Here is a 19,026-nt window from a genome sequence, read left to right as displayed (position 1 = left end):
TTCAGTCGACGCCCCCTCCTGACCAGGGAGACCCCATGATCCTGCGGGCTGTGCGCCACGGGCGTCAACCGTCGGTGAAAGTTTCACTCCGTACGGTCGCCGTGCCGGGCGGATCGCTCCGTTTATGGGTGCAGGGCCGGGGCCGGCCGAATCGACCGGCCCCGGTTCGCTGAAGGCGGCGTCCCCGGGCACCTACGGCGCATTACCGCGGCCACCGCCGGTCCGGTCAGGCGCAGCTGGTCGCGGTGTAGGCGGCGTCGTAGGACGAGGTGACCTGCTTGCCACCGATCGTCGCGGTGCCCGTCACGTTCACCGTGCCAGCGGCGAGCCGCCCGGTCCGGGTGTTGAAGGACTGGTACGCCTGCTTGCCCGGGGCGACGTCGGCCACGGTCTTGGAACCGTAGGGGGTCGACAGCGTCACGTTCACCGGCACGGAGGCGCCGCTGACGGCCGTCACCGCCACGTACGCCGACGTGCCCACGCAGCGGGACGAGGTGGTCACGGTCAGCGGAACACCGAGTGCGGTTCCGCTGAGTGCCACCGTGGTCGGGCTGTTGGCGGCGGTGCTTCGGACGACCAGATTTCCGGTGTAGGTCGTACCGGCGGTCGGCTTGAACGCCATGGACACGCTGCAGGAGGCACCCGAGGCAAGCTGCCGGCCCTGGCACGTGTCATCGGAGACGACGAAGCCCGCGGGCACTTCGACGGAGTTGACGGTGATCGTGGGCTGGCTGGTGTTGGTGAAGCGCACCGCCATCGGGTCGCTCTGCTCCCCGGTCGGCTGATTTCCGAAGCTGAGTTCGGTGGAGCTCGGGGTCAGAGTGGCGACGGTGTCCAGGACCAGGGCCGGCTCGCCCTTGTACACCAGACGCCAGTCCACACGCGCGAACGCGGCCGGGTCGATGGTCTCGTGTTCCACCACCCAGTCGATGATCTCGTCCCTCACCTCGGTGAGGGGGTTGAAGACGATCGGCGCGGTGGCGATGTGGGGCGCGTTGCCGCCGCCGTTCTGGCGGTAGTTGTTGGTCGCGACCACGAACTCCTGGGCGGGGTCCAGGGGCGCCCCGTTGAAGGAGAGGTTGATGATCCGCTCCCCACCGGGTTTGGAGACGTCGATGTCGTAGGTCAGTCCCCGTGCGACGTCGTAGTTGTACGCCGGGCCGTTACCGGTCACGGTGCCCGGCCTGTACGGGCCGGGAACCGACACCTGCTTCATGAACTTCGCCGACCACTCCAGGAAGTCCTTCATCTGGGCGCCGTTCATCTTCACGCCGATCAGCGTGTTGTCGTAGATGTACGCTCCCGCCATGTCACGGATCGTGACGTTCCCCTTCGGGATGACGGCCTTGGCGTCGAAAGGCGCAGCCAGGGAGAGGACCGGAAGGGATGCTTCGGGCGTGCCCGCCAGGCCCTTCTTCACGACCTCCGCCTGGACGTAGTTGATGAAGTCCAGTGCGGCGACGTCCTTGTAGTGGGCCTCCCGCATCGGCATGGTCCCGAGAGACGTGCCGATGACACCGTTGACGTGATCGACCACCTTCTGCTGCGCCGCGGCGGTCAACGCGATGATCTTCGGGTCGTCGGTCGCGGTGCTCGCCTGCAGCAGCTTGGACGACTTCGAGGCGACGCTCCACTGACCGTCGACCTTCGCGAGATCGATGTCGACCACACCGAGAACCTTGCCCCAGGAGCCTGCCTGGGTGACAAGCACCTGCTTACCGGTGGCCTTGTTGGTGACCAACTGCTGCGGGATCTCGCTGTGAGAATGCCCGGCGATGATCACATCGATGCCGGGGACCTCCTGGGCGAGCAGCGTGGAGGCATTCTCGGGGAACGGGATCTGGTCGCCGTACGACGAGCCCGTGCTGGTGCCGGAGTGGACGGAGGCGACGAGGATGTCCACACCCTGGTCGCGGATGATCGGTACGTACTTCTTCGCTTCTTCGACGATCCCGTTGAAGCGAAGCCGCCCTTCAACGTTGGACTTGTCCCAGATGGCGGAGCCGGGTGTGGTCAGACCGAGGATGCCCACGCGGATCGGATCGTGCCCCTCGATCGACATCGTCTTGATGATGTAGGGGGTGAAAGCGGGCTCGCCGCTGTTCCAGTCGTGAACGTTGGCGCCGAGTATCGGGAAGTCGACCTGCTTTTCGAACGCTCGCAGAGTCTCGATCCCGTAGTTGAACTCGTGGTTGCCCAAGGTCATGACGTCGTAGCCGATCGCGTTCATCGCCTCGGCCATCGGGTGGATCGTACCCATGGTGATCGGCTCGGTCCTGGCGTAGTAGCTACCCAGCGGCGTGCCCTGGATCGTGTCGCCGTTGTCGAGCAGCAGAGTGTGGTCTCGGCCCTTCTCGACCCGGACCTTCTCGATGAGGCTGGAGACCCTGGCCAGGCCACGCCCTGTGTCCGGTTTATCCGCGTAGTAGTCCCAGTTGAAGAGGTGGGTATGTAGATCGGTCGTGTTCATGACCGTGACGGAGACGCTGTCGTCAGAGCTCGGCTCGGCGTGGGCGACCGGCAGCCCGATCGCGGCGAGGCACGCGAGCAAAAGGGCGACGATGCCTACTCGTCTCTGGTAGGCGGTCGAGGCTGTTAACACGGGTGACGGTCCTTCCTGGCGGGTGATCAGGGTTCGCAAGTCTGGAAGAAAAGTACAAATCACGTCAAGCAGGCACATTGACGTACTAACGTGAACAATGTTGGACAATTATTTAGCGGGGAGATGGCCGGGGCGCGCACCGGGTTCATGCCTGCACCTGCGTTCGACGCGTCCTGGCATCAGCAAGCCCCGTTCACCTTTGTGTTGGGGTGGGCCAGGTCATCGAGGGCTGGGACAAGGGTCTGCGTGGCATAAGGTCGGTGGCCCGGCGAACTCGCCATCCCGGCCGCGGCGGGCCTACGGCGCAGCCGGAAAACGTGCGATCCCGCCGAATGAGTCGCTTGTCTTTCTGGTTGACCTACTCGCGGTTAAGGCCGCTCACTGACCATCAATTACTGACTCGTAACTGGTGACCAGAGGCCTTCTGGCGGAGCTTGATCATCCTGCGGCGCACCGATGGGGTAGTCGACGCAGCCGTGATCGCGATGGCCGAGCGCCTGCACATCACCGACGTCGCGACAGTCGACACGAAACTCGTCGGCATGTCCGTCAGTGTCTCCAAGATCAAGCCGATTTCCTGGCTCCTGCCTGACCCCTTCTGATTTCGTTCAACGTCCCTCCGGCGTCGGTGGGCAGGGCGCGCATCTCCTCTGCTCACCGAGGCCTCGATCGAACGGGTCGTGCCCGAGATCGGGGCTTCAGTGCGAAAGAGGGAGGTATTCGAACCAGTCGAAGTCGGCGATGTTGCCGGTGGGGTGGCCTTCGCCGGAGAGGTACATGCCGATGCAGGCGCCGATGAAGCCTCCGGCGAGGGAGGTGCTGAGGATCCGGCCGTCCACCGGGTCGCCCAGCGGGTGCCAGTCCCCCGGCGAGGTCGCGTACGACATCTGGTACTCCTGCTCGTGCGCCTCGACGCCGAGCCAGAGCCGGCCACCCGGCACGTCCGCCTGCGCGAGCGTGCGGTCGACGCCGCCCTCCCTCCTGATCACGACGAGGCCGCCGGTGGTCATCACCAGCAGGATGTGGAAGTCGTCGTTCTGAAGCAGGGCCAGACCGGCGCGTTCACCACCCGAGGGGGTGAACTCCATCGCGGCGTGCACGGCGAAGTGGGCGTGGCACTGCCGCCGGGCGACGAGGCTCGGGTTGGTCCACTCGGTGAGCGACTCCGGCCGCCCCCGCAGGCGCAGGTGCCCGGGGCGCTCGGTGAGCGTCCAGTACGGCTCGCGCGGCGTGCGCAGGTGGTTCCAGCCGGGCGCCAGCCGTACGGCGTCGAAGTTGTCGCAGGCGGGCTCGGCCGGCCAACGGTGCTGGGGAAGATCCGGCCCCTCGGCGGTGAGCTCGACCGGGCCGGGGACGGGCCACCCTTCCTCCCAGCGCACCCGGGTCAGGAAGGTCTCGCGGCCGAGGTTGTAGTGGTAGCCGCCGTACGGCCGCATGGCGAGGAGCACCATCCACCACTCCCCGCCCGGCGTCTGGACCAGGTCCCCGTGGCCGGTGCCCACGATGGGATGGTCGCGGCCGAGGTTGCGGTGGGTGAGCACCGGGTTGCGCGGGTTCCCGGTGTACGGCCCGGCCACCGTGTCCGCGCGGGCGACGCTCAGGGCGTGGTCGTGCTCGGTACCGCCCTCGGACACCAGCAGGTAGTAGGTGCCGTCGACCTTGTAGAGGTGCGGCCCCTCGGCCCAGATCGCGCCCTTGACCGCGCCGTCCCAGAGCACGTGCTCCTCGCCGACGAGCTTCATGCCGTCGAGGTCCAGCTCGCGCAGCCAGATCTCGGTGTGCCCCTCGTACCGCTGGGGCCGGGCGGGGCGGGTGCCGTGCGCCCACACCCGGCCGTCGTCGTCGAAGAACAGGGACGGGTCGAACCCCTCGGTCTCCGGCAGCCAGTAGGGCTCGCTCCACGGCCCGGCGGGGTCGGTGGCGGTGACGAGGAAGTTGCCCGTCTCCATCAGCCCGTCCACCAAGGTCGTGATCATGTAGAAGACGCCGTCGTGGTGTCTGAGCGTGGGCGCGTAGATGCCGCCGCTCGGCCGTACGCCGTCGACCGGGAGCTGGGACGCCCGGTCGAGCACATGCCCGATCTGCCGCCAGTGCGTCAGGTCCTTGCTGTGGAAGATCGGCACGCCGGGGAACCACTCGAAGGTCGAGGTCACCAGGTAGTAGTCGTCGTCCACCCGGCAGATCGACGGGTCCGGGTGGAACCCCGGCAGGATCGGGTTGCTGAAGCGCACCGCACGCGGCCTTTCTCGTTGATCGTCTTCCGGAGCCGGGCCGGTAGGAGGACCACTCCCCGTACCTCCCGGAGCCCGGCCGGTACGGGAACCGATCCCCCGTACCGGCCGGTGCCAGGGTCAACCGGTCAGTTCCAGCACCCCCCAGCCGGCCGTGCTCAGGTACGACTGGCCGGAGGAGTCGTTCCAGGTCACGGCTGCCGTACGGGCGGCGGCGGTCGCGTCGTTGACCTGGATGTCGAAGCCGAGGAGGCCGCCCTTGGCCGGGGTGATGGTCGGCAGCTTGATGGACGCCTCGACGACGTAGCCACCAGGCACGACCTTCGCCGCGCTCGTCAGGTTGTCCTTGACGGCGAAGGCGTCGAAGGTGCCGCCGACGGTCCGCTTCCCCGAGAAGGAGACGCGGTACTGCCCGTCGTCATCGTCATATCCCTTGGTCTTGCCGTTCCCGGGGTCGACGAAGATCTCGACGGAGTCCTGCTCCCACGGGTTCGGCGACGCCTCGCTGAGCGCCGGGTCGGTGACGCGCGCGAGCACGTACAGGTGCCCTGAGTCCCACAGCGCCCGTACGGTGGCGGTGGCGCCTGTGGTGCCCTGGATCCAGGTGGCGGTGCGGATCTCCGGGGCCCTGGCCCAGGCGGCGTCGGCGACCCCGTCCACGACCGGCGTGCCCCGTGGGGCCGTGGTCTGACGCACCGCCGCGGTGAGGGTCAGCTCGCCCTTCCAGGAGACCTCTCCCTTGGCGTCGTGCGCGACCAACTCGAAGGGGACCTTCCCGCCGAGCGCCGCCTCGGCGGGAAGGAGCGCTTCCACGCGGTAGCCGCCCTTGGCGGCCCGCGTGTCGAACCATCGGGCACGCCCGTCGCGCTTCATGACGTACGCGGTGCCACCGAGCCGCACGGTCACCGTGTCCGCCTTGTCGCACGTCGGGTCGCGTACCTCGGCCAGCACGGCGAGGCCGGCGGGCGACCAGCGGGCCTGGAACCCGGCGGCGAGGTCGCCCACCCGGGCGATCGGCGCGTCGGGCAGCAGGTCCCACTGCCGCTCGCGCTCTCCGTCGACCTTGACGGTCGCCTTCGGCGCGTCGAGCCTGCGCGTGAGCGGCGGCAGGCGGGACGGGTCGGCCACGCCCCAGTACGCCGGCTTGGCCTGGAGCTCGTCGTCGAACAGCAGCGGCGGGTTGAGCCGGGTGATCGGGAAGGACGACAGCCAGGTTCCGTCGTCGCCGAGGCCCCAGACCGTGACCGACGACAGGTGGGAGGCCTGACGGCGGAAGACGTCGAAGATCTCCTTGTACCGGTACCCCTGCTGGGCCAGGACCTCGGCCGGCACGGCGGTGTAGGAGGAGACGAAGTCGGTGTAGACGCTGACGTCCAGCTCGGTGACCTGCTGGTCGACCCCGAGCCCGGCGAACAGCTCGATGGTCTTCTCGATCTCCGAGGCCGGGGCCTGTTCGATGTTGACGTGGAGCTGGTGGCCGACGGCGTTCACCGGCACTCCCTCGCCCCTGAGCTTCTTCACCAGGTTGTAGACGGCCTGGCGCTTGCGCGGCAGCTCGGTGTTGTAGTCGTTGAGCACCAGCTTGGCGGCCGGGTCCACCTCGTGGGCGACGCGGAACGCCGTGCGGATGAAGTCGTAGCCGGTGACCAGGAACCACGGGCTGCGGCGCATGCCGTCGGGCTGGTTCTCGTCCACGACCTCGTTGACCACGTCCCAGGTCTGGATCCTGCCCTTGTAGCGGCCGACGACCGCTCTGACGTGGTTCTCCAGCCGCTTCAGCAGCAGCGCCTTGTCCGCCGGGGTGGCGGTCAGGTCGCGGTCGCCGTCCTTGAACACCCAGTCGGGGGTCTGGCTGTGCCAGGCGAGCGTGTGACCTCGGAACTTCAGGCCGTGCTCGGTGGCGTAGTCCACCAGGTAGTCGCCGTCACCGAAGGTGAACTCGCCCTCGCGGGGCTCTGTGGCGTCCCACTTCAGCGCGTTGCCCGGGGTCACGCTGTCGAAGTGCTTGGTGAGCAGGCTCCCGTGCTCACCCAGGGTCTGGGCGCGCGCGACGGCCGCTCCGATGTCGAAGGAGAGCTTGTCCTTGAGCGAGGGGATACCGGTCTCGATCGGCTTCGGCGGCACGTACGCCAGTGTGAAGTCGTCGATCGAGAACGGGAAGGCGCCGCTTCCGGACTCCACGTAGACGCTGAGGAAGTCCACGTCGTAGGCCGGCGTGTATGAACCTTTCAGCTCCACCCACTGCCCGGCGGTGATCGCGGTGGGCGCCACCACCCGGTCGTAGCTCGCGGTGCCGGCGAGGCGCCGCTCCACCGACAGGCCCAGCTCGCCCGAGGCCGTGTCCGGCCCGAGCCGCACCCACAGCGACAGCGTGTACTTCGATCCCTTGGTCATCTTGCCGAGGACGTTGAGCGAGGGGCCGTCCCAAGAGGCCGACCTGCCCGTGGCCAGCAGGCTCGCGGCGCCGCCGTGGGCCTCAGCCGTGCTGACCGTCAGCGTGGCCGAGCCGCGCGACGTCCATCCCTGCGCGGTGCCGCTCTCGAAGTCGCTGGTCACGCCCGACTGCCCGGGATCGGTGTCCGTGGTGATCGTGATGTCGTCCAGGTAGTACTCGCCGGTGGCGTCCGAGCTCTCGGCGTACAGCTGCAGCTCGGTGGAGTCCTCTGTGTAGGTGTACGTGCCGGCGATCTCCGTCCAGGCCGCGTCGGTGACCGTGGCGGCGCCGACCCGCTCGTAGGTGGTCGTCCCGCCCGCGGGGGTGCGCTGCGCGGTGAGCGCGATCGTGCTGGACGGCTGCCCGGCGGCGAGGCGGGCGTAGGCGGTGACCGCGTACGTCACCCCCTTCTCCAGCGGCGGGCTGATGGTGGCGCCGTGCCAGGTCGCGGTCCTGCCGGTGGTCAGCAGGGAGCCGCTCCCCGAATGGGCGGTGTCCGGGGCCACCCTGACCGCGACCCCGGAACCCCGTGGCCCCCATCCCTGCGTGGTGCCGTCTTCGAAGTCATATTTCGCAATCTGCACGGATTGTTCGGCCTGCGCCGCCAGGGGCGAGAGCACGGACAAGGGAAGGCATAACAGGACAGCCGCCACCCAGGAACGGGGTAAGCGCATGCTGGTCTCCTCAAAGGTCAGGTAGATGAGCCAGGTCGTACGAGGTTGGAGGTCAGGAGGTCGATCAGGGGGTCGCGGCGCACGCAGTTCCCGAGCGCGAAGGAGTCGGCCAGGGCGACCAGTTCGCCGTCGTCCAGCCCGGCGAACAGGGAGGCGTACTCGGGCACGAGCGCCTGCGCGACGAGGATGTGCCGGATGAGGTCGTCCACCTGGTAGCGGGCGCCCCAGGGATACGGGTCCCACAGGGGGAACTCGCTCTCCATGAGCCGGTGCAGCGGCGCCAGGACGTCGCCCGACTCCTCCATGGTCGAGCCCCACCGGTCGGCCCCGAGCCGCTTCTTCTTGGCCACGAAGTCGCCGAAGCGGCGCAGGTACGGCCCGTCGGGGTCGGCGTGCACCAGGCCCTGGAGCCCCACGTCCTTGTACGTCCACAGCGACCAGCCGGCCTCGTACCCGTCGAAGATGTCCAGCTGGTCGGCGAGGATCTGGTAGCGCTGCTCGTCCACGGCCGGGTCCCCGGTGTAGACCGGGCCGAACTCCCCCACCCACAGCGGCGTGCCGGTCTCGCGCTGGAAGGTCGTGCGCTTCTCGAAGGCCCGCTCAAGCTGCCCTCGGTCGACCCACTCGCCCCGCGTGTACCCGGGGTAGGGCCCGCCGTGGGCGAACCCCGCCAGCGCGTAGTCGTGGCAGACGAACACCGTGTTCTCGTACACCTCACGGAAGATCGAGAAGTCGGTGGAGTAGGTGTTGCCGTCGAGGAAGAGCACGTGGGAGGGGTCCACCGCGCGCAGCGCCTTGACCAGGCGGTCGTAGAAGGGCCCGATCACCCGCCCGGCGGCGTCGCCCGGCTCGTTGACCGGGTTGTACCCCGCCACCCACGGGTGGTCCTTGTAGTGGTCGGCGATCGCCTCCCACAGGTGGACGGCGCGGTCCTGGAAGTGCCGGTGCCGCCAGAACGACGCCACGTGGGTGGGGTTGTCGGAGTGCCAGTGCTGGTTCTGCGCGCCCGGCAGCGCGTGCAGGTCGATCACGCTGTAGATGCGCCGCTCCGCCAGCAGGCCGATCACGCGGTCGAGCCGGCGGAACCCGCTTTCGACGATCTCCATCGGCCGGTCGTCGGACTCGAAGTGCCGGTAGCTCACGGGGATGCGCACGCAGTTGACGCCCATGCCTTCGAGCAGGGCGGCGTCCTCGGGGCCGAAGAAGGACGTCAGCAGCCGGTCGAAGAACAGCTCCTGCCGCTCCTCGCCCAGCACCTTGCGCACGGCGTCGCGCATCGACGACTCGTCGGCCGGGTAGCCGGTGATGAAGTTCTCCATGTTCATCCAGCCCCCAAGGCCCACCCCCCGCAGCCGCACGGAGGTTCCGTCGGCCTCGACGAGGCGGGATCCGGACACACGCAGGGTCATTCCGCACTCCTTGGTGATAAGCCGTGAAGGCCGTGAAGCTCGATGGACCGTGGAAGGCGCGGGGTCATCCCTTCGTCGCTCCCGCCGTGAGGCCGCCGATGAGCTGCCGCTCGGCGACGGCGTAGAACGCCAGGGCGGGCACCATCGCGAGCACGACGTAGGCGAGGATGCGAGCCGTGTCGGAGGAGTACTGGCCGTAGAACTGCTGGACGCCGAGCGGGATGGTCGACCAGTTGGGGTCGTTGAAGATGACCAGCGGCAGGAAGAAGTTGTTCCAGCTCGCGACGATCGCGAGGACCGAGACGGTGGCCAGGGCGGGCCGGGCCATCGGCAGCAGGATCCGCCAGAAGAACCCGAAGCTGGTGCAGCCGTCGATCGTCGCGGCCTCCTCCACCTCGCGCGGGATGGTCCTGAAGAACGACCGCAGGACGATGATCGTCACCGGCAGCCCGAAGGCGGCCTGCGGCAGGACCACCCCGAACGGGTTGTCCAGGAGCCCGAGGGTGCGCAGGAGGATGAACAGCGGCAGGATCGCCACCGCGAACGGGAACATCAGCCCGACGGCGAACAGCGTGAACAGCAACTCCCTGCCCCTGAACGCGAAGCGGGCGAACACGAACGCCGCCATGGCCGCCAGGCCGACGGTGATGACCATCGTCGCCAGCGCGATGAACGTGCTGTTGACGAGCTGGCGCCAGAACGAGCCCGAGGCCAGGATGTCGGTGTAGTTCTCCGGCACCCACGGCGAGGGCAGTCCGAAGGGGTTGGTGGAGAGCTGGCCGGTGTCCTTGAAGCCGCCGACCACGCCGAAGACGAACGGCACGACGACGAACGCGCCGAGCACCAGCACGATCGCGTGCAGCGAGAGGGACCTGAGCCACGGGAGCCGGACGGGAGCGGCCGGCCGGGCGTGGCCGGGCGTGCGGGCCGGCGCCTGGGCGGGCGCGGTCATCGCTGGTCTCGCATGGTGGTGATCGCTCCTTCGGTGTCGCGGCGCAGGACGAACCGCTGGTAGCCCAGCGCGAAGACGAGGCTGATGAGGAACATCACGACGCTGATGGCACTGGCGTAGCCGACCTGGGACCGCTTGAAGCCGAACTGGAACATGGTCACGGCCATGGTCTCGGAGGAGTGGATCGGCCCTCCGCTGGTGAGCACCCACACCAGGTCGAACAGCTGGATCGCCCCGATGACCGACAGGAAGACGCTGATCCTGATCGTCGGCCCGAGCAGCGGCAGGGTCACGTAGCGGAACTGGGTCCAGCTCCCCGCCCCGTCGATCGAGGCGGCCTCGCCCAGCTCCTTCGGGATGCCCTGGCGGCCGGCCAGGTAGAGGATCATGTGGAAGCCGAAGTACTTCCACGTCATGACCAGGAACAGCGACATCATGACCGTGGACGGCTCGGCGAGCCAGCTGGACCGCAGCGACTCCAGGCCGGCGGCGCCGAGCATCTGGTTGGCCAGGCCCGCTTCCGGGGAGAGGATCATGGTGAACAGGACGCCGGTGATCACCTCCGACAGCACGTACGGGGCGAAGAACAACAGCCGGTAGAACGCCCGCCCGCGCATCTTCTGGTTGAGCAGCATGGCGATGGCCAGCGCGAGCGGGAGCTGGACGGTGATCGACAAGACGATCAGGACCAGGCCGCGCCGCAGGTCGCCGACGAACACCTCGTCGGCGAACATCCGGGTGAAGTTGTCGAGCCCGACGAAGTCGGACGGCATCCCGCCCAGGCCGTTCCACTTGAACACGCTGGTGTACATGGCGACGGCGATCGGCGCGAGGACCAGCAGGCCGAACAGCACCAGCGCGGGGAGCAGGAAAAGCGTGATCGTCGCCAGACCCCCGAACCGGCGACGGCGGGCCGACGGGGTGGCCGCCGGCCCGGCCGTCCTCGGCGACCCCGCCGTGGGCGCCGGTCGTTCATCCGTTAGCGCCGGACGTGTCATCTCACTCCACTCCGCCCGCGGGCCGGGCGTCCCGCCCGGCCCGCCCGTCGTCACCTACTCGGACTTGGCCGTCTGGGTGATGGCCTGCGCCACCTGGTCGGGAGTCTTGGAGCCCGCGATGAGCGCCGCCACGCTGTCGTTGACCTCCTGGCCCACCGCCGGCGGGTAGGCCTGGTCGAGGTACAGCTGGAACCCGCTGGCACCGGCGAGCGTCTTGGCGACCACCCCGAGGTTCACGTCCTTGACCGCGTCCTCCTCGCCCTTGAGCACGGGCAACAGCGCGTTCATCTCGACCGCCTGGCGGTGGTTCGCGCTCTCGGAGATGAACTTGAGGAAGTCGGCCGCCTCCGGGGGCGCGTTCACGCCCACCGCGAACCCGTTGCCTCCGCCGAAGGCGTCCGTCGCCGAGCCCTTGCCGCCCTCGACCGAGGGGAATCCGAAGAAGCCAAGGTCGTCTCCGAGTCCCTTGCCGGCGTCCTTCTGGACGACCGGAGCCCACTGGCCCATCAGCTCCATGGCGGCCTTGCCGTTCCCCACGGTCGCGGCCTGGCCGTCGGGGGTTCCGTAGCCGGCGCCGAGGAAGCCCTTCTGGAACGGCTGGAGGTCGACGAGTTCCTTCAGCCGCGCGCCGGCCGCCACGAAGTCGGGCCCTGTGAAGTCGTCGTCGATCGCGGCCTGCTTGAGCGCGTCAAGGCCGGCGATGCGCATGGCCAGGTAGGCCCAGTAGTAGTGGCCGGGCCACTTCTCCTTGCCGGCCAGGGCGATCGGGGTGATCCCCGCGGCCTTGAGCTTCCTGACGGCGTCGAGGTACTCGGTCCACGTGGCCGGCGGCACGGTGACGCCCGCCTTGGCGAACAGCGCCTTGTTGTACCAGAAGCCCACCATGCCGATGTCGTAGGGGATCCCGTAGGTCTTCTGGTCGAACTGGTACGCCTGGAGCGAGGCCGGGGTGAAGTCGGCGATCCAGGTCGCCGCCTCGGAGGTGAGGTCCTTCACGAGCCCGGCGTCGATCTGCTGCTTGAGCACACCGCCGCCCCAGGTGGTGTAGATGTCGGGCGTCTTGCCCGACTGGGTGACCGTCGACAGCTTCGCCTTGAAGGCCTCGTTCTCGATCGGTACATTCTTGATGGTGACGTTCGGGTGCAAGGCCTGGTACTCCTTGACCTTCTTGGCCCAGAACGACTTCATCGGCTCGGTCGTGGAGATGTTCCACCACTCGACAGTGACCTTCGCGGAGGACGAGGAGGTCCCGCCGCCACTGTCCCCCGTGCTCCCCTGGCCGCCGCAACCTCCGAGAAACAGCCCGGCAGCCGCCAGTAACACCACACCTCGCCGACTCAACGACATCTCTGTGGTTCCCTTCCTGATCTACGAACCCGCTGCGACAGCCGGGAGACTCGCGCTCTGAAACTTTCTTTTGCACCCCCGAATATTTCGTGACCCGGAGAGTACGTAAAGCGCTCGTTACACGTCAATAGCCACGCGCGCCTCGTTGGGGATACCCAGGGCAGCCCACCCGGGAATGGACGGCCCCGCGAACGGGACCCTGCGAGGAAATTCCGAAAGCTTTCGGATACACTCCGTCGCATGTCAGCGAAGAGGCGGGTCACCATCGCTCTGATCGCCGAGGAGGCCGGGGTCTCGGTCCCCACGGTCTCCAAAGTCGTCAACGGTCGCCCCGAGGTCGCACCGGAGACGCGCCGGCGAGTCGAGCGCCTGCTCCACGAACACGGTTACAAGCGGCGCACCGGCCAGGGGGACGGCCCGGTCGGTCTGGTCGACCTGGTCTTCGCCGAGATCGAGAGCCCCTGGGCCATCGAGATCATCCGCGGGGCCGAGACCGCCGCCCGCGAGGCCGAGGCCGCGGTGGTCGTCTCGGTCCTGCACACCCACTCGGGGCCCGGCCGTGACTGGCTCGACCGCATCGCGGCCCGCCGTACGGACGGCGTGGTCCTCGTGGCCTCGCGGCTGACCCGCCGCCAGCACGGCCAGCTTCTGGCCCGTTCCATCCCCTTCGTCATCGTCGACCCGGAGGGGGAGCCCGCCCCGGACGTCGCCTCGGTCGGGGCGACCAACTGGCACGGCGGGCTGGCGGCCACGCGCCACCTGCTGGAGCTGGGCCACCGCCGCATCGGCATGATCGGCGGGCCGCCCGAGATGCTGTGCAGCCGGGCGCGCATCGACGGCTACCGCGCCGCCCTGGAGACCGCCGGGGTGACGGTCGACCCGGAGCTGATCCGCAACGGCGACTTCCTGGTGGACTCCGGCCACGTTCACGGCAAGGCGTTCCTGGAGCTGCCCGACCCGCCCACGGCGATCTTCGCGGGCAGCGACATGCAGGCGTTCGGCGTGTTCGAGGCGGCGCGGCGGGCCGGGCTGCGCGTCCCCGACGACCTGAGCGTGGTCGGGTTCGACGACCTGCCGCTCGCGCGCTCGGCGTGGCCGCCGCTGACCACGGTCCGCCAGCCGCTGGAGGAGATGGCGGCCCTGGCGACCCGCATGGCGCTGGAGATCTCCCAGGGAGAGTCCCCGGAGACCCGGCGGGTCGAGCTGGCGACCGATCTGCTGGTCAGGGACAGCACCGCCCCGCCCCGCCCCCGGTAGCGCCGGGCACCCGCCGACCCGAAAGCTTTCGCACCTCCGCCGGGTCAGTGGCGCGAGGTCTTGACGGATGCCGCGAACCCGCCTAGGTTTCAGGGCGCGAAAAGTCTCGTAAATCTTCTGAAACTTTCGGAAGGACTCCGGGTGCCCAGACGAGCGCATGCCACCATCGCCGCCATGCCGCCATCGACCCCGCGCTCGCCGACCACGATCGTGCCCGGCGGCAGGGGGCACGCCGGATGATCCGCGTCGCCATCGTCGGCACGGGCGGCATAGCGGGCGCGTGCCACCTGCCCGCCCTCGCCGGAGAACGCCACAGGGCCGAGGTCGTGGCCGCCGTCGACGTCGACGGCTCGAGGGCCAAGTCGTTCTGCGCCGAGCACGGGATCCCCCAGGCCTACACCGACCTCGGCGAGATGCTGGCCCGCGAGCGGCCCGACCTCGTCCACATCTGCACACCGCCCTACATCCACGCGCGCCAGATCGTGGAATGCCTGCGCGCCGGGACGTGGGTGTGGTGTGAGAAACCGCTGTGCCTGTCACTGGCGGAAAATGATCGGATCACGGCGGCGGAGCGCGGCACCTTCGCCGCCGTGGTCTTCCAGCACCGCTTCGGCTCGGGGGCCCGCCATCTGCGCCGCCTGGCCGCGAGCGGGGAACTCGGCCGCCCGATGGTCGCCCTGTGCGTGACCGCCTGGTACCGCGACAGCACGTACTACTCGGTGCCGTGGCGCGGCACGTGGGAGACCGAGGGCGGCGGCCCGACCATGGGGCACGGCATCCACCAGATGGACCTGATGCTGTCGGTCCTCGGCGACTGGGAGGAGATCCGCGCCATGGCCCGCCGGATCGACCGCCCTGTGGAGACCGAGGACGTGTCCATGGCGTCGGTCAGGTTCGACAGCGGCGCCATGGCCTCCGTGGTCAACAGCGTGCTGTCCCGCCGCGAGGAGAGCTACCTGCGCTTCGACTTCGCCGAGGCCACCGTGGAACTCAGGCACCTGTACGGCTACGACAACCGCGGCTGGACCTGCACTCCGCCCGAGCTGTGGAACCCCCCGGACGACGTGCCGAGCTCCCACGCCGCCCAGCTCTCGGCCCTGCTGGACGCCTACGAGCGAGGCGAGCGACCTCCGCTGAGCGGCGCCGAGGGGCGGCGGACGCTGGAGTTCGTCACCGGGCTGTACGCCTCGGCGTTCACCGGCAGGCCCGTGCGGCGGTCGGAGCTGACCGTCGACAACCCCTTCTACCATCGCCTCGACGGAGGTTCGACCCTGTGAACGGCACCAGCGCCCCCGTGAGCCACCCGCTGAAGGACACCGGCACCGAGCTGGTCGCCGAGGCGGACGGCGTCGAGCTGATGCGGTACGTCTACCGGCCCGAGATGCCCGCCTTCGAGGGGTCCAAGCCGTACTTCCACCCGCTGCGAACGCCGGCGGGCGACGTCGTCACCGCCTACCGGCCGCACGACCACCGCTGGCACAAGGGCCTGCAGATGACGGTCTCCCACCTGTCGGGCCAGAACTTCTGGGGCGGCGTCAGCTACGTGCGCGAGCGGGGCTACGCCGACCTGCCGAACGTCGGCACGATGCGCCACGAGGAGTTCACCTCCCCCGGCCGCGAGCGCCTGACCTGGCACACGCAGGCCGGAGAGCACTGGGTGGACGAGGTGCGGGAGCTGGCCGTACGGGACACCGAGGACGACTCCTGGGCGCTCGACTTCTCCACCTCGATCACCAACGTGCGCGGGGAGCCGCTGCGCTTCGGCAGCCCGACGACCGAGGGCAGGCTCATGGCCGGGTACAGCGGGCTGTTCTGGCGGGGCCCGAGGTCCTTCGCCGACGGCCGGGTGATCGCGGCGGACGGGCAGGGCGGCCCCGAGATGATGGGGCGCACCGCGTCCTGGCTCGCCTACACCGGCGAGCACGACGAGGTGGACCGCGCCTCGACCCTTCTGTTCCTCGCCGCACCCGGCACCACCTGGTTCGTGCGCACCACCCCCTTCGCCGCCGTGAACCCCTCCCTGGCGTTCTTCGAGGAGGTCGAGCTGCCCGCCGGCGCGACCTTGCGCCACCGCTACCGCGTGGTCGTCGCGGACGGCGCCTGGGACCGCGACCGGCTGGAGGCGTACGTGCGCGCCCACCCCCTGGAGGTGCGTCCATGAGCTTTCCCGGCGGCGTCGGCGTGTCCGGGCTGCGGGTCTACGACTGGTCCTCGGCCGACGGCGTCTGCGGCGGCTCTCCGCACATGCACCTGCTCTGCTCGGAGGCCTACATCGTGGTCGAGGGCACCGGGTCGGTCCAGACGCTGACCTGGGAGGGGTACGCCGTGACGCCCCTCGAACCCGGGGCCGTGGTCTGGTTCACCCCCGGGACCGTCCACCGGCTGGTCAACGACGACGGGCGGCTGAGGATCGTGGTCGTCATGCAGAACAGCGGCCTGCCCGAGGCCGGGGACGCGGTCTTCACCTTTCCGCCCTCCGTGCTGGCCGACCCGGTCATGTACGGCGAGATCTCCGCGATCACCGACGCCGAGGGGGCGCGGCGCCGCCGTGACGTGGCGATCGAGGGCTTCCGGGAGCTGCGGGACAACGGGCGCGACGCCCTGGCGGCCTTCCACAGCCAGGCGGCGCGCATCGTCTCCGGCAAGCTGGACGCCTTCGAGAAGCGGTGGAGGGAGGGGGCGCACCAGGCCGCCGAGGTCACCGGGGTCCACCTCCAGGCGCTGCGCGAGGGCGACGCCGGCCACCTCAGGCAGGCCCGGGTCATGACGGCCTCCCCCGAGGCCCGGCTCGGCATGTGCGGCAGGCTCGACACCTACCTGCTCGACGGCTGACCGGGCACCGCCGGCCGGGGTCCGGCCCCTTGGGCTCCGATCTCGGTGGAGCACGCCGTCAGGGCACGGACCGGATCTTCCACACCAGGCCCGCGCCGACCAGCGCGAGCGCGGCCGCGGTGAGGAAGAGGACGGGATAGCCGCCGAGGCTCGCCACGATCGGGCCCGCGATCACCGGGCCGAGCACCTGCGGGCCCGTGTTGGCGACGTTGATGACCCCGAGGTCCTTCGCCCGGCCCGAAGCGGCCGGGAGCACCTGGGTGACCAGCGCGTTGTCCACCGAGAGGTAGATGCCGAAGCCGACGCCCATGATGACCGCGGCCACCATGACCATCGTCCACTCGGGCCAGAAGGCCATGATCACGGCGGGCACCGCGCTGATGACGCCCGAGACCGTCACGAGGGTCTTGCGGCGGCCCAGGCGATCGGAGACCACGCCGCTGACGACCGTGGTGAGCACGACGGTCGCCGTGTAGATCAGGATGAGCACGAGCAGGCCGTCCTCGGCCTTCTGGCCGGGGAACCGCCGCTCGTAGTGGACCGCGTCGGTGAGGAAGTAGAGCAGGTAGAGCAGGGCCATGGCGTTCCCGAGCTGCATCAGGAACCGGGTCAGCCAGGCCCAGGCGAAGTCCGGGTGCTCGCGCGGGCTGATCCAGAAGCCCCGCAGGAACTCCCTGACGTCGAAAGGCCTCCGGTGCGCGGCGGGCAGCCGCGCGTCGGGGGTGGTGAACACGAACGGAAGCACGCACAGCGGGACCAGCGCGCCGATCAGCAGGTATCCGGACCTGGTGGTCGTGGCGACCATCGTCACGACCACGACCGCCAGCACCACCCCCAGCGTCTGCGGGACGCCGATCCACCCGGACACCTGGCCGCGCTGGCTCACCGGCACGTGGTCGGGCACCCCCGCCGTGAGCGAGGCCTGCATGGCGTTGAGCCCGGCCTGCGCCAGGCACCAGCCGATCGCCACACCCGCGACCGTGCCCTGGAAGGCGAGGAAGGCCAGGCCGAGACCGCCCGCCACCGCGCCCGCCAGCGTCCACGGGTGGCGCCTGCCGAAGCGGCCCGCCGTACGGTCGGACAGGGCGCCCGCCACGGGGCTGAGGACCAGGGCGACGGCGGCGCCGAGGCCGGTCACCCAGGCCAGGGCGGCCTCCTTGCCCGCGGGGTCGGCCGCCGCGATCTGCTGGGGCAGCAGCACCTGCAGGGGGCCGAAGAAGGCCATCCACAGGGCGAGGTTCGCCAGCGAGATGAACGTGATCCAGCGCGGCCCCACCCGGCGCACGGGCTCGGCGAGGGCGACAGGGACGCCGGCCGGCGGCGTGACCGGGGGAACAGTACTCACCAGCGTGGCTCCTGGTAGTGAGGGGTGCCGGGATCTTGGTCGCACCGGCCCTCCCGCTGAAGACCTGCCATCCGCCGGCCCGGCTCGACGACCCCGAGATCATATCGGTGGCCGAAGGGCGGTCAGGGCCTGCGGGCCACCACGACCTCGGTGGCGATCTCCTCTTCCCAGACTCCGCTCGGGTGCGCCTCCGCCAGCGCCTGGCCGAGGGCTTCCACGAACGCCGGCAGCCGGTCGCCGAGGCGGGCCGGGGTGGAGTAGGAGTACGACAGCTGCAGCCCGATCACGGCCTCGGCGTCGCGGCGGGCCGTACGGTGGAAGGAGGCGCTGGTCAGGTCGTGGAAGGGAGACTCGGCCAGCAGCTCGACGTGGTGGCGCGCCGATCTGTGGTAGCAGTCGGTGCCGGCACGCCACTCAAGGCCGAAGCTCTGCCGCACGGCCTGCGCCACGGGCTCCCAGGGCGGCTCGACCGGGTCGCGGGCCGGCCCGACCAGCACGACGGCCCCGGCCGGCGGGAGCAGGGCGTCCAGGTCGGCGAGCACCCGCGCCCGGTCCATCCAGTGGAACGACCGGCCCATGACGGTGTGGTCGACGCGCCCGAGCGGCAGGGCCGTCAGGCGGCTCGAATCGCCCTTCAGCCAGGTGATGTTCGCGGTGGGCGCCTGGCGCGCTCCCTCGGCGAGCATGTCGTCGCTCGGATCGACGGCCACGATCGCGCCGGCGAACCGGGACAGGGGGATCGCGAGCGTGCCGGGGCCGCAGCCGAGGTCGAGCACCCTCGAACGCCTGCCGAGGGACAGCTCGCTCGCGATGTGACCGACCACCTCGTCGCCGTACCCGTGGCGGTATCTGCTGTAGTGCGCGGCGGCGCTGTCGAACAACAGCCCAGGTTCCACGCCGACAAGCCTACGACCAGGCGACGCGTGGTCGTCTCCCCCTGCCCCC

Annotated in this window: 14 protein-coding genes; 5 read left to right on the top strand and 9 right to left on the bottom strand. The window is 69.6% G+C overall.

The window, feature by feature from the left end:
* Positions 1 to 226: 226 nt before the first annotated feature.
* A complete protein-coding gene (locus ACGFIV_RS14760; protein ID WP_392835011.1) occupies positions 227 to 2,602 on the bottom strand; it encodes a 5'-nucleotidase C-terminal domain-containing protein in 2,376 nt (791 codons plus the stop codon).
* A 434-nt stretch (positions 2,603 to 3,036) separates the two neighbouring features.
* Between ACGFIV_RS14760 and ACGFIV_RS14755 the strand changes: the two genes are divergently transcribed.
* Complete coding sequence (locus ACGFIV_RS14755) at positions 3,037 to 3,204, top strand: hypothetical protein (RefSeq protein WP_358549553.1); 168 nt, start codon at positions 3,037 to 3,039, stop codon at positions 3,202 to 3,204.
* A 96-nt stretch (positions 3,205 to 3,300) separates the two neighbouring features.
* Here ACGFIV_RS14755 and ACGFIV_RS14750 read toward each other — a convergent pair whose 3' ends face one another.
* From ACGFIV_RS14750 to ACGFIV_RS14725, 6 genes are all read right to left on the bottom strand, one after another.
* Entirely contained in the window at positions 3,301 to 4,833 is a 1,533-nt protein-coding gene (locus ACGFIV_RS14750) for a glycoside hydrolase family 43 protein (protein ID WP_358549550.1), read from the bottom strand.
* A 120-nt stretch (positions 4,834 to 4,953) separates the two neighbouring features.
* Positions 4,954 to 7,941 (bottom strand): endo-1,4-beta-xylanase, encoded by a 2,988-nt coding sequence (locus ACGFIV_RS14745; protein WP_392835006.1) that lies wholly within the window; start codon positions 7,939 to 7,941, stop codon positions 4,954 to 4,956.
* 17 nt (positions 7,942 to 7,958) lie between these two features.
* Positions 7,959 to 9,350 carry a cellulase family glycosylhydrolase gene (locus ACGFIV_RS14740; protein WP_358549545.1) on the bottom strand — a complete coding sequence of 464 codons (1,392 nt, stop codon included), beginning with the start codon at positions 9,348 to 9,350 and terminating at the stop codon, positions 7,959 to 7,961.
* 64 nt (positions 9,351 to 9,414) lie between these two features.
* Positions 9,415 to 10,302, bottom strand: a complete 888-nt coding sequence (locus ACGFIV_RS14735; RefSeq protein ID WP_358549543.1) for a carbohydrate ABC transporter permease — start codon at positions 10,300 to 10,302, stop codon at positions 9,415 to 9,417.
* Positions 10,299 to 11,300 carry a sugar ABC transporter permease gene (locus tag ACGFIV_RS14730; RefSeq protein ID WP_358549540.1) on the bottom strand — a complete coding sequence of 334 codons (1,002 nt, stop codon included), beginning with the start codon at positions 11,298 to 11,300 and terminating at the stop codon, positions 10,299 to 10,301. Before ACGFIV_RS14730 ends, ACGFIV_RS14735 begins: the two co-directional genes overlap by 4 nt.
* Before the next feature lie 54 nt (positions 11,301 to 11,354).
* Complete coding sequence (locus ACGFIV_RS14725; RefSeq protein ID WP_358549537.1) at positions 11,355 to 12,623, bottom strand: extracellular solute-binding protein; 1,269 nt, start codon at positions 12,621 to 12,623, stop codon at positions 11,355 to 11,357.
* 264 nt (positions 12,624 to 12,887) lie between these two features.
* Here ACGFIV_RS14725 and ACGFIV_RS14720 point away from each other — a divergent pair, with 264 nt between their 5' ends.
* The 4 genes from ACGFIV_RS14720 to ACGFIV_RS14705 all read left to right on the top strand — a co-directional run bounded on the left by ACGFIV_RS14720 (position 12,888) and on the right by ACGFIV_RS14705 (position 16,736).
* On the top strand, positions 12,888 to 13,904 hold the full coding sequence (locus ACGFIV_RS14720; RefSeq protein ID WP_358549534.1) for a LacI family DNA-binding transcriptional regulator: 1,017 nt from the start codon (positions 12,888 to 12,890) through the stop codon (positions 13,902 to 13,904).
* A gap of 236 nt (positions 13,905 to 14,140) precedes the next feature.
* A complete protein-coding gene (locus tag ACGFIV_RS14715) occupies positions 14,141 to 15,181 on the top strand; it encodes a Gfo/Idh/MocA family oxidoreductase (protein ID WP_358549531.1) in 1,041 nt (346 codons plus the stop codon).
* The gene (locus ACGFIV_RS14710) at positions 15,178 to 16,065 is read left to right on the top strand and encodes a PmoA family protein (protein WP_358549529.1); all 888 of its coding nucleotides are present in this window, start codon (positions 15,178 to 15,180) and stop codon (positions 16,063 to 16,065) included. The genes ACGFIV_RS14715 and ACGFIV_RS14710 overlap by 4 nt, the downstream gene beginning before the upstream one ends.
* Complete coding sequence (locus tag ACGFIV_RS14705; RefSeq protein ID WP_358549526.1) at positions 16,062 to 16,736, top strand: cupin domain-containing protein; 675 nt, start codon at positions 16,062 to 16,064, stop codon at positions 16,734 to 16,736. The genes ACGFIV_RS14710 and ACGFIV_RS14705 overlap by 4 nt, the downstream gene beginning before the upstream one ends.
* A 58-nt stretch (positions 16,737 to 16,794) precedes the next feature.
* Here the strand turns inward: ACGFIV_RS14705 and ACGFIV_RS14700 are convergent, their stop codons facing one another.
* Positions 16,795 to 18,081, bottom strand: a complete 1,287-nt coding sequence (locus ACGFIV_RS14700) for an MFS transporter (protein WP_358549523.1) — start codon at positions 18,079 to 18,081, stop codon at positions 16,795 to 16,797.
* 122 nt (positions 18,082 to 18,203) lie between these two features.
* Positions 18,204 to 18,977, bottom strand: a complete 774-nt coding sequence (locus ACGFIV_RS14695) for a class I SAM-dependent methyltransferase (protein WP_358549520.1) — start codon at positions 18,975 to 18,977, stop codon at positions 18,204 to 18,206.
* Positions 18,978 to 19,026 lie beyond the last annotated feature (49 nt).

Origin of the sequence: Sphaerisporangium sp. NPDC049003 (assembly GCF_043197795.1) — a bacterium.
In the GTDB taxonomy this organism is placed as follows: Bacteria; Actinomycetota; Actinomycetes; order Streptosporangiales; family Streptosporangiaceae; genus Sphaerisporangium.
Note: the sequence above shows the minus strand (reverse complement) of the source record. Positions and strands in the feature narration are given on the sequence as shown.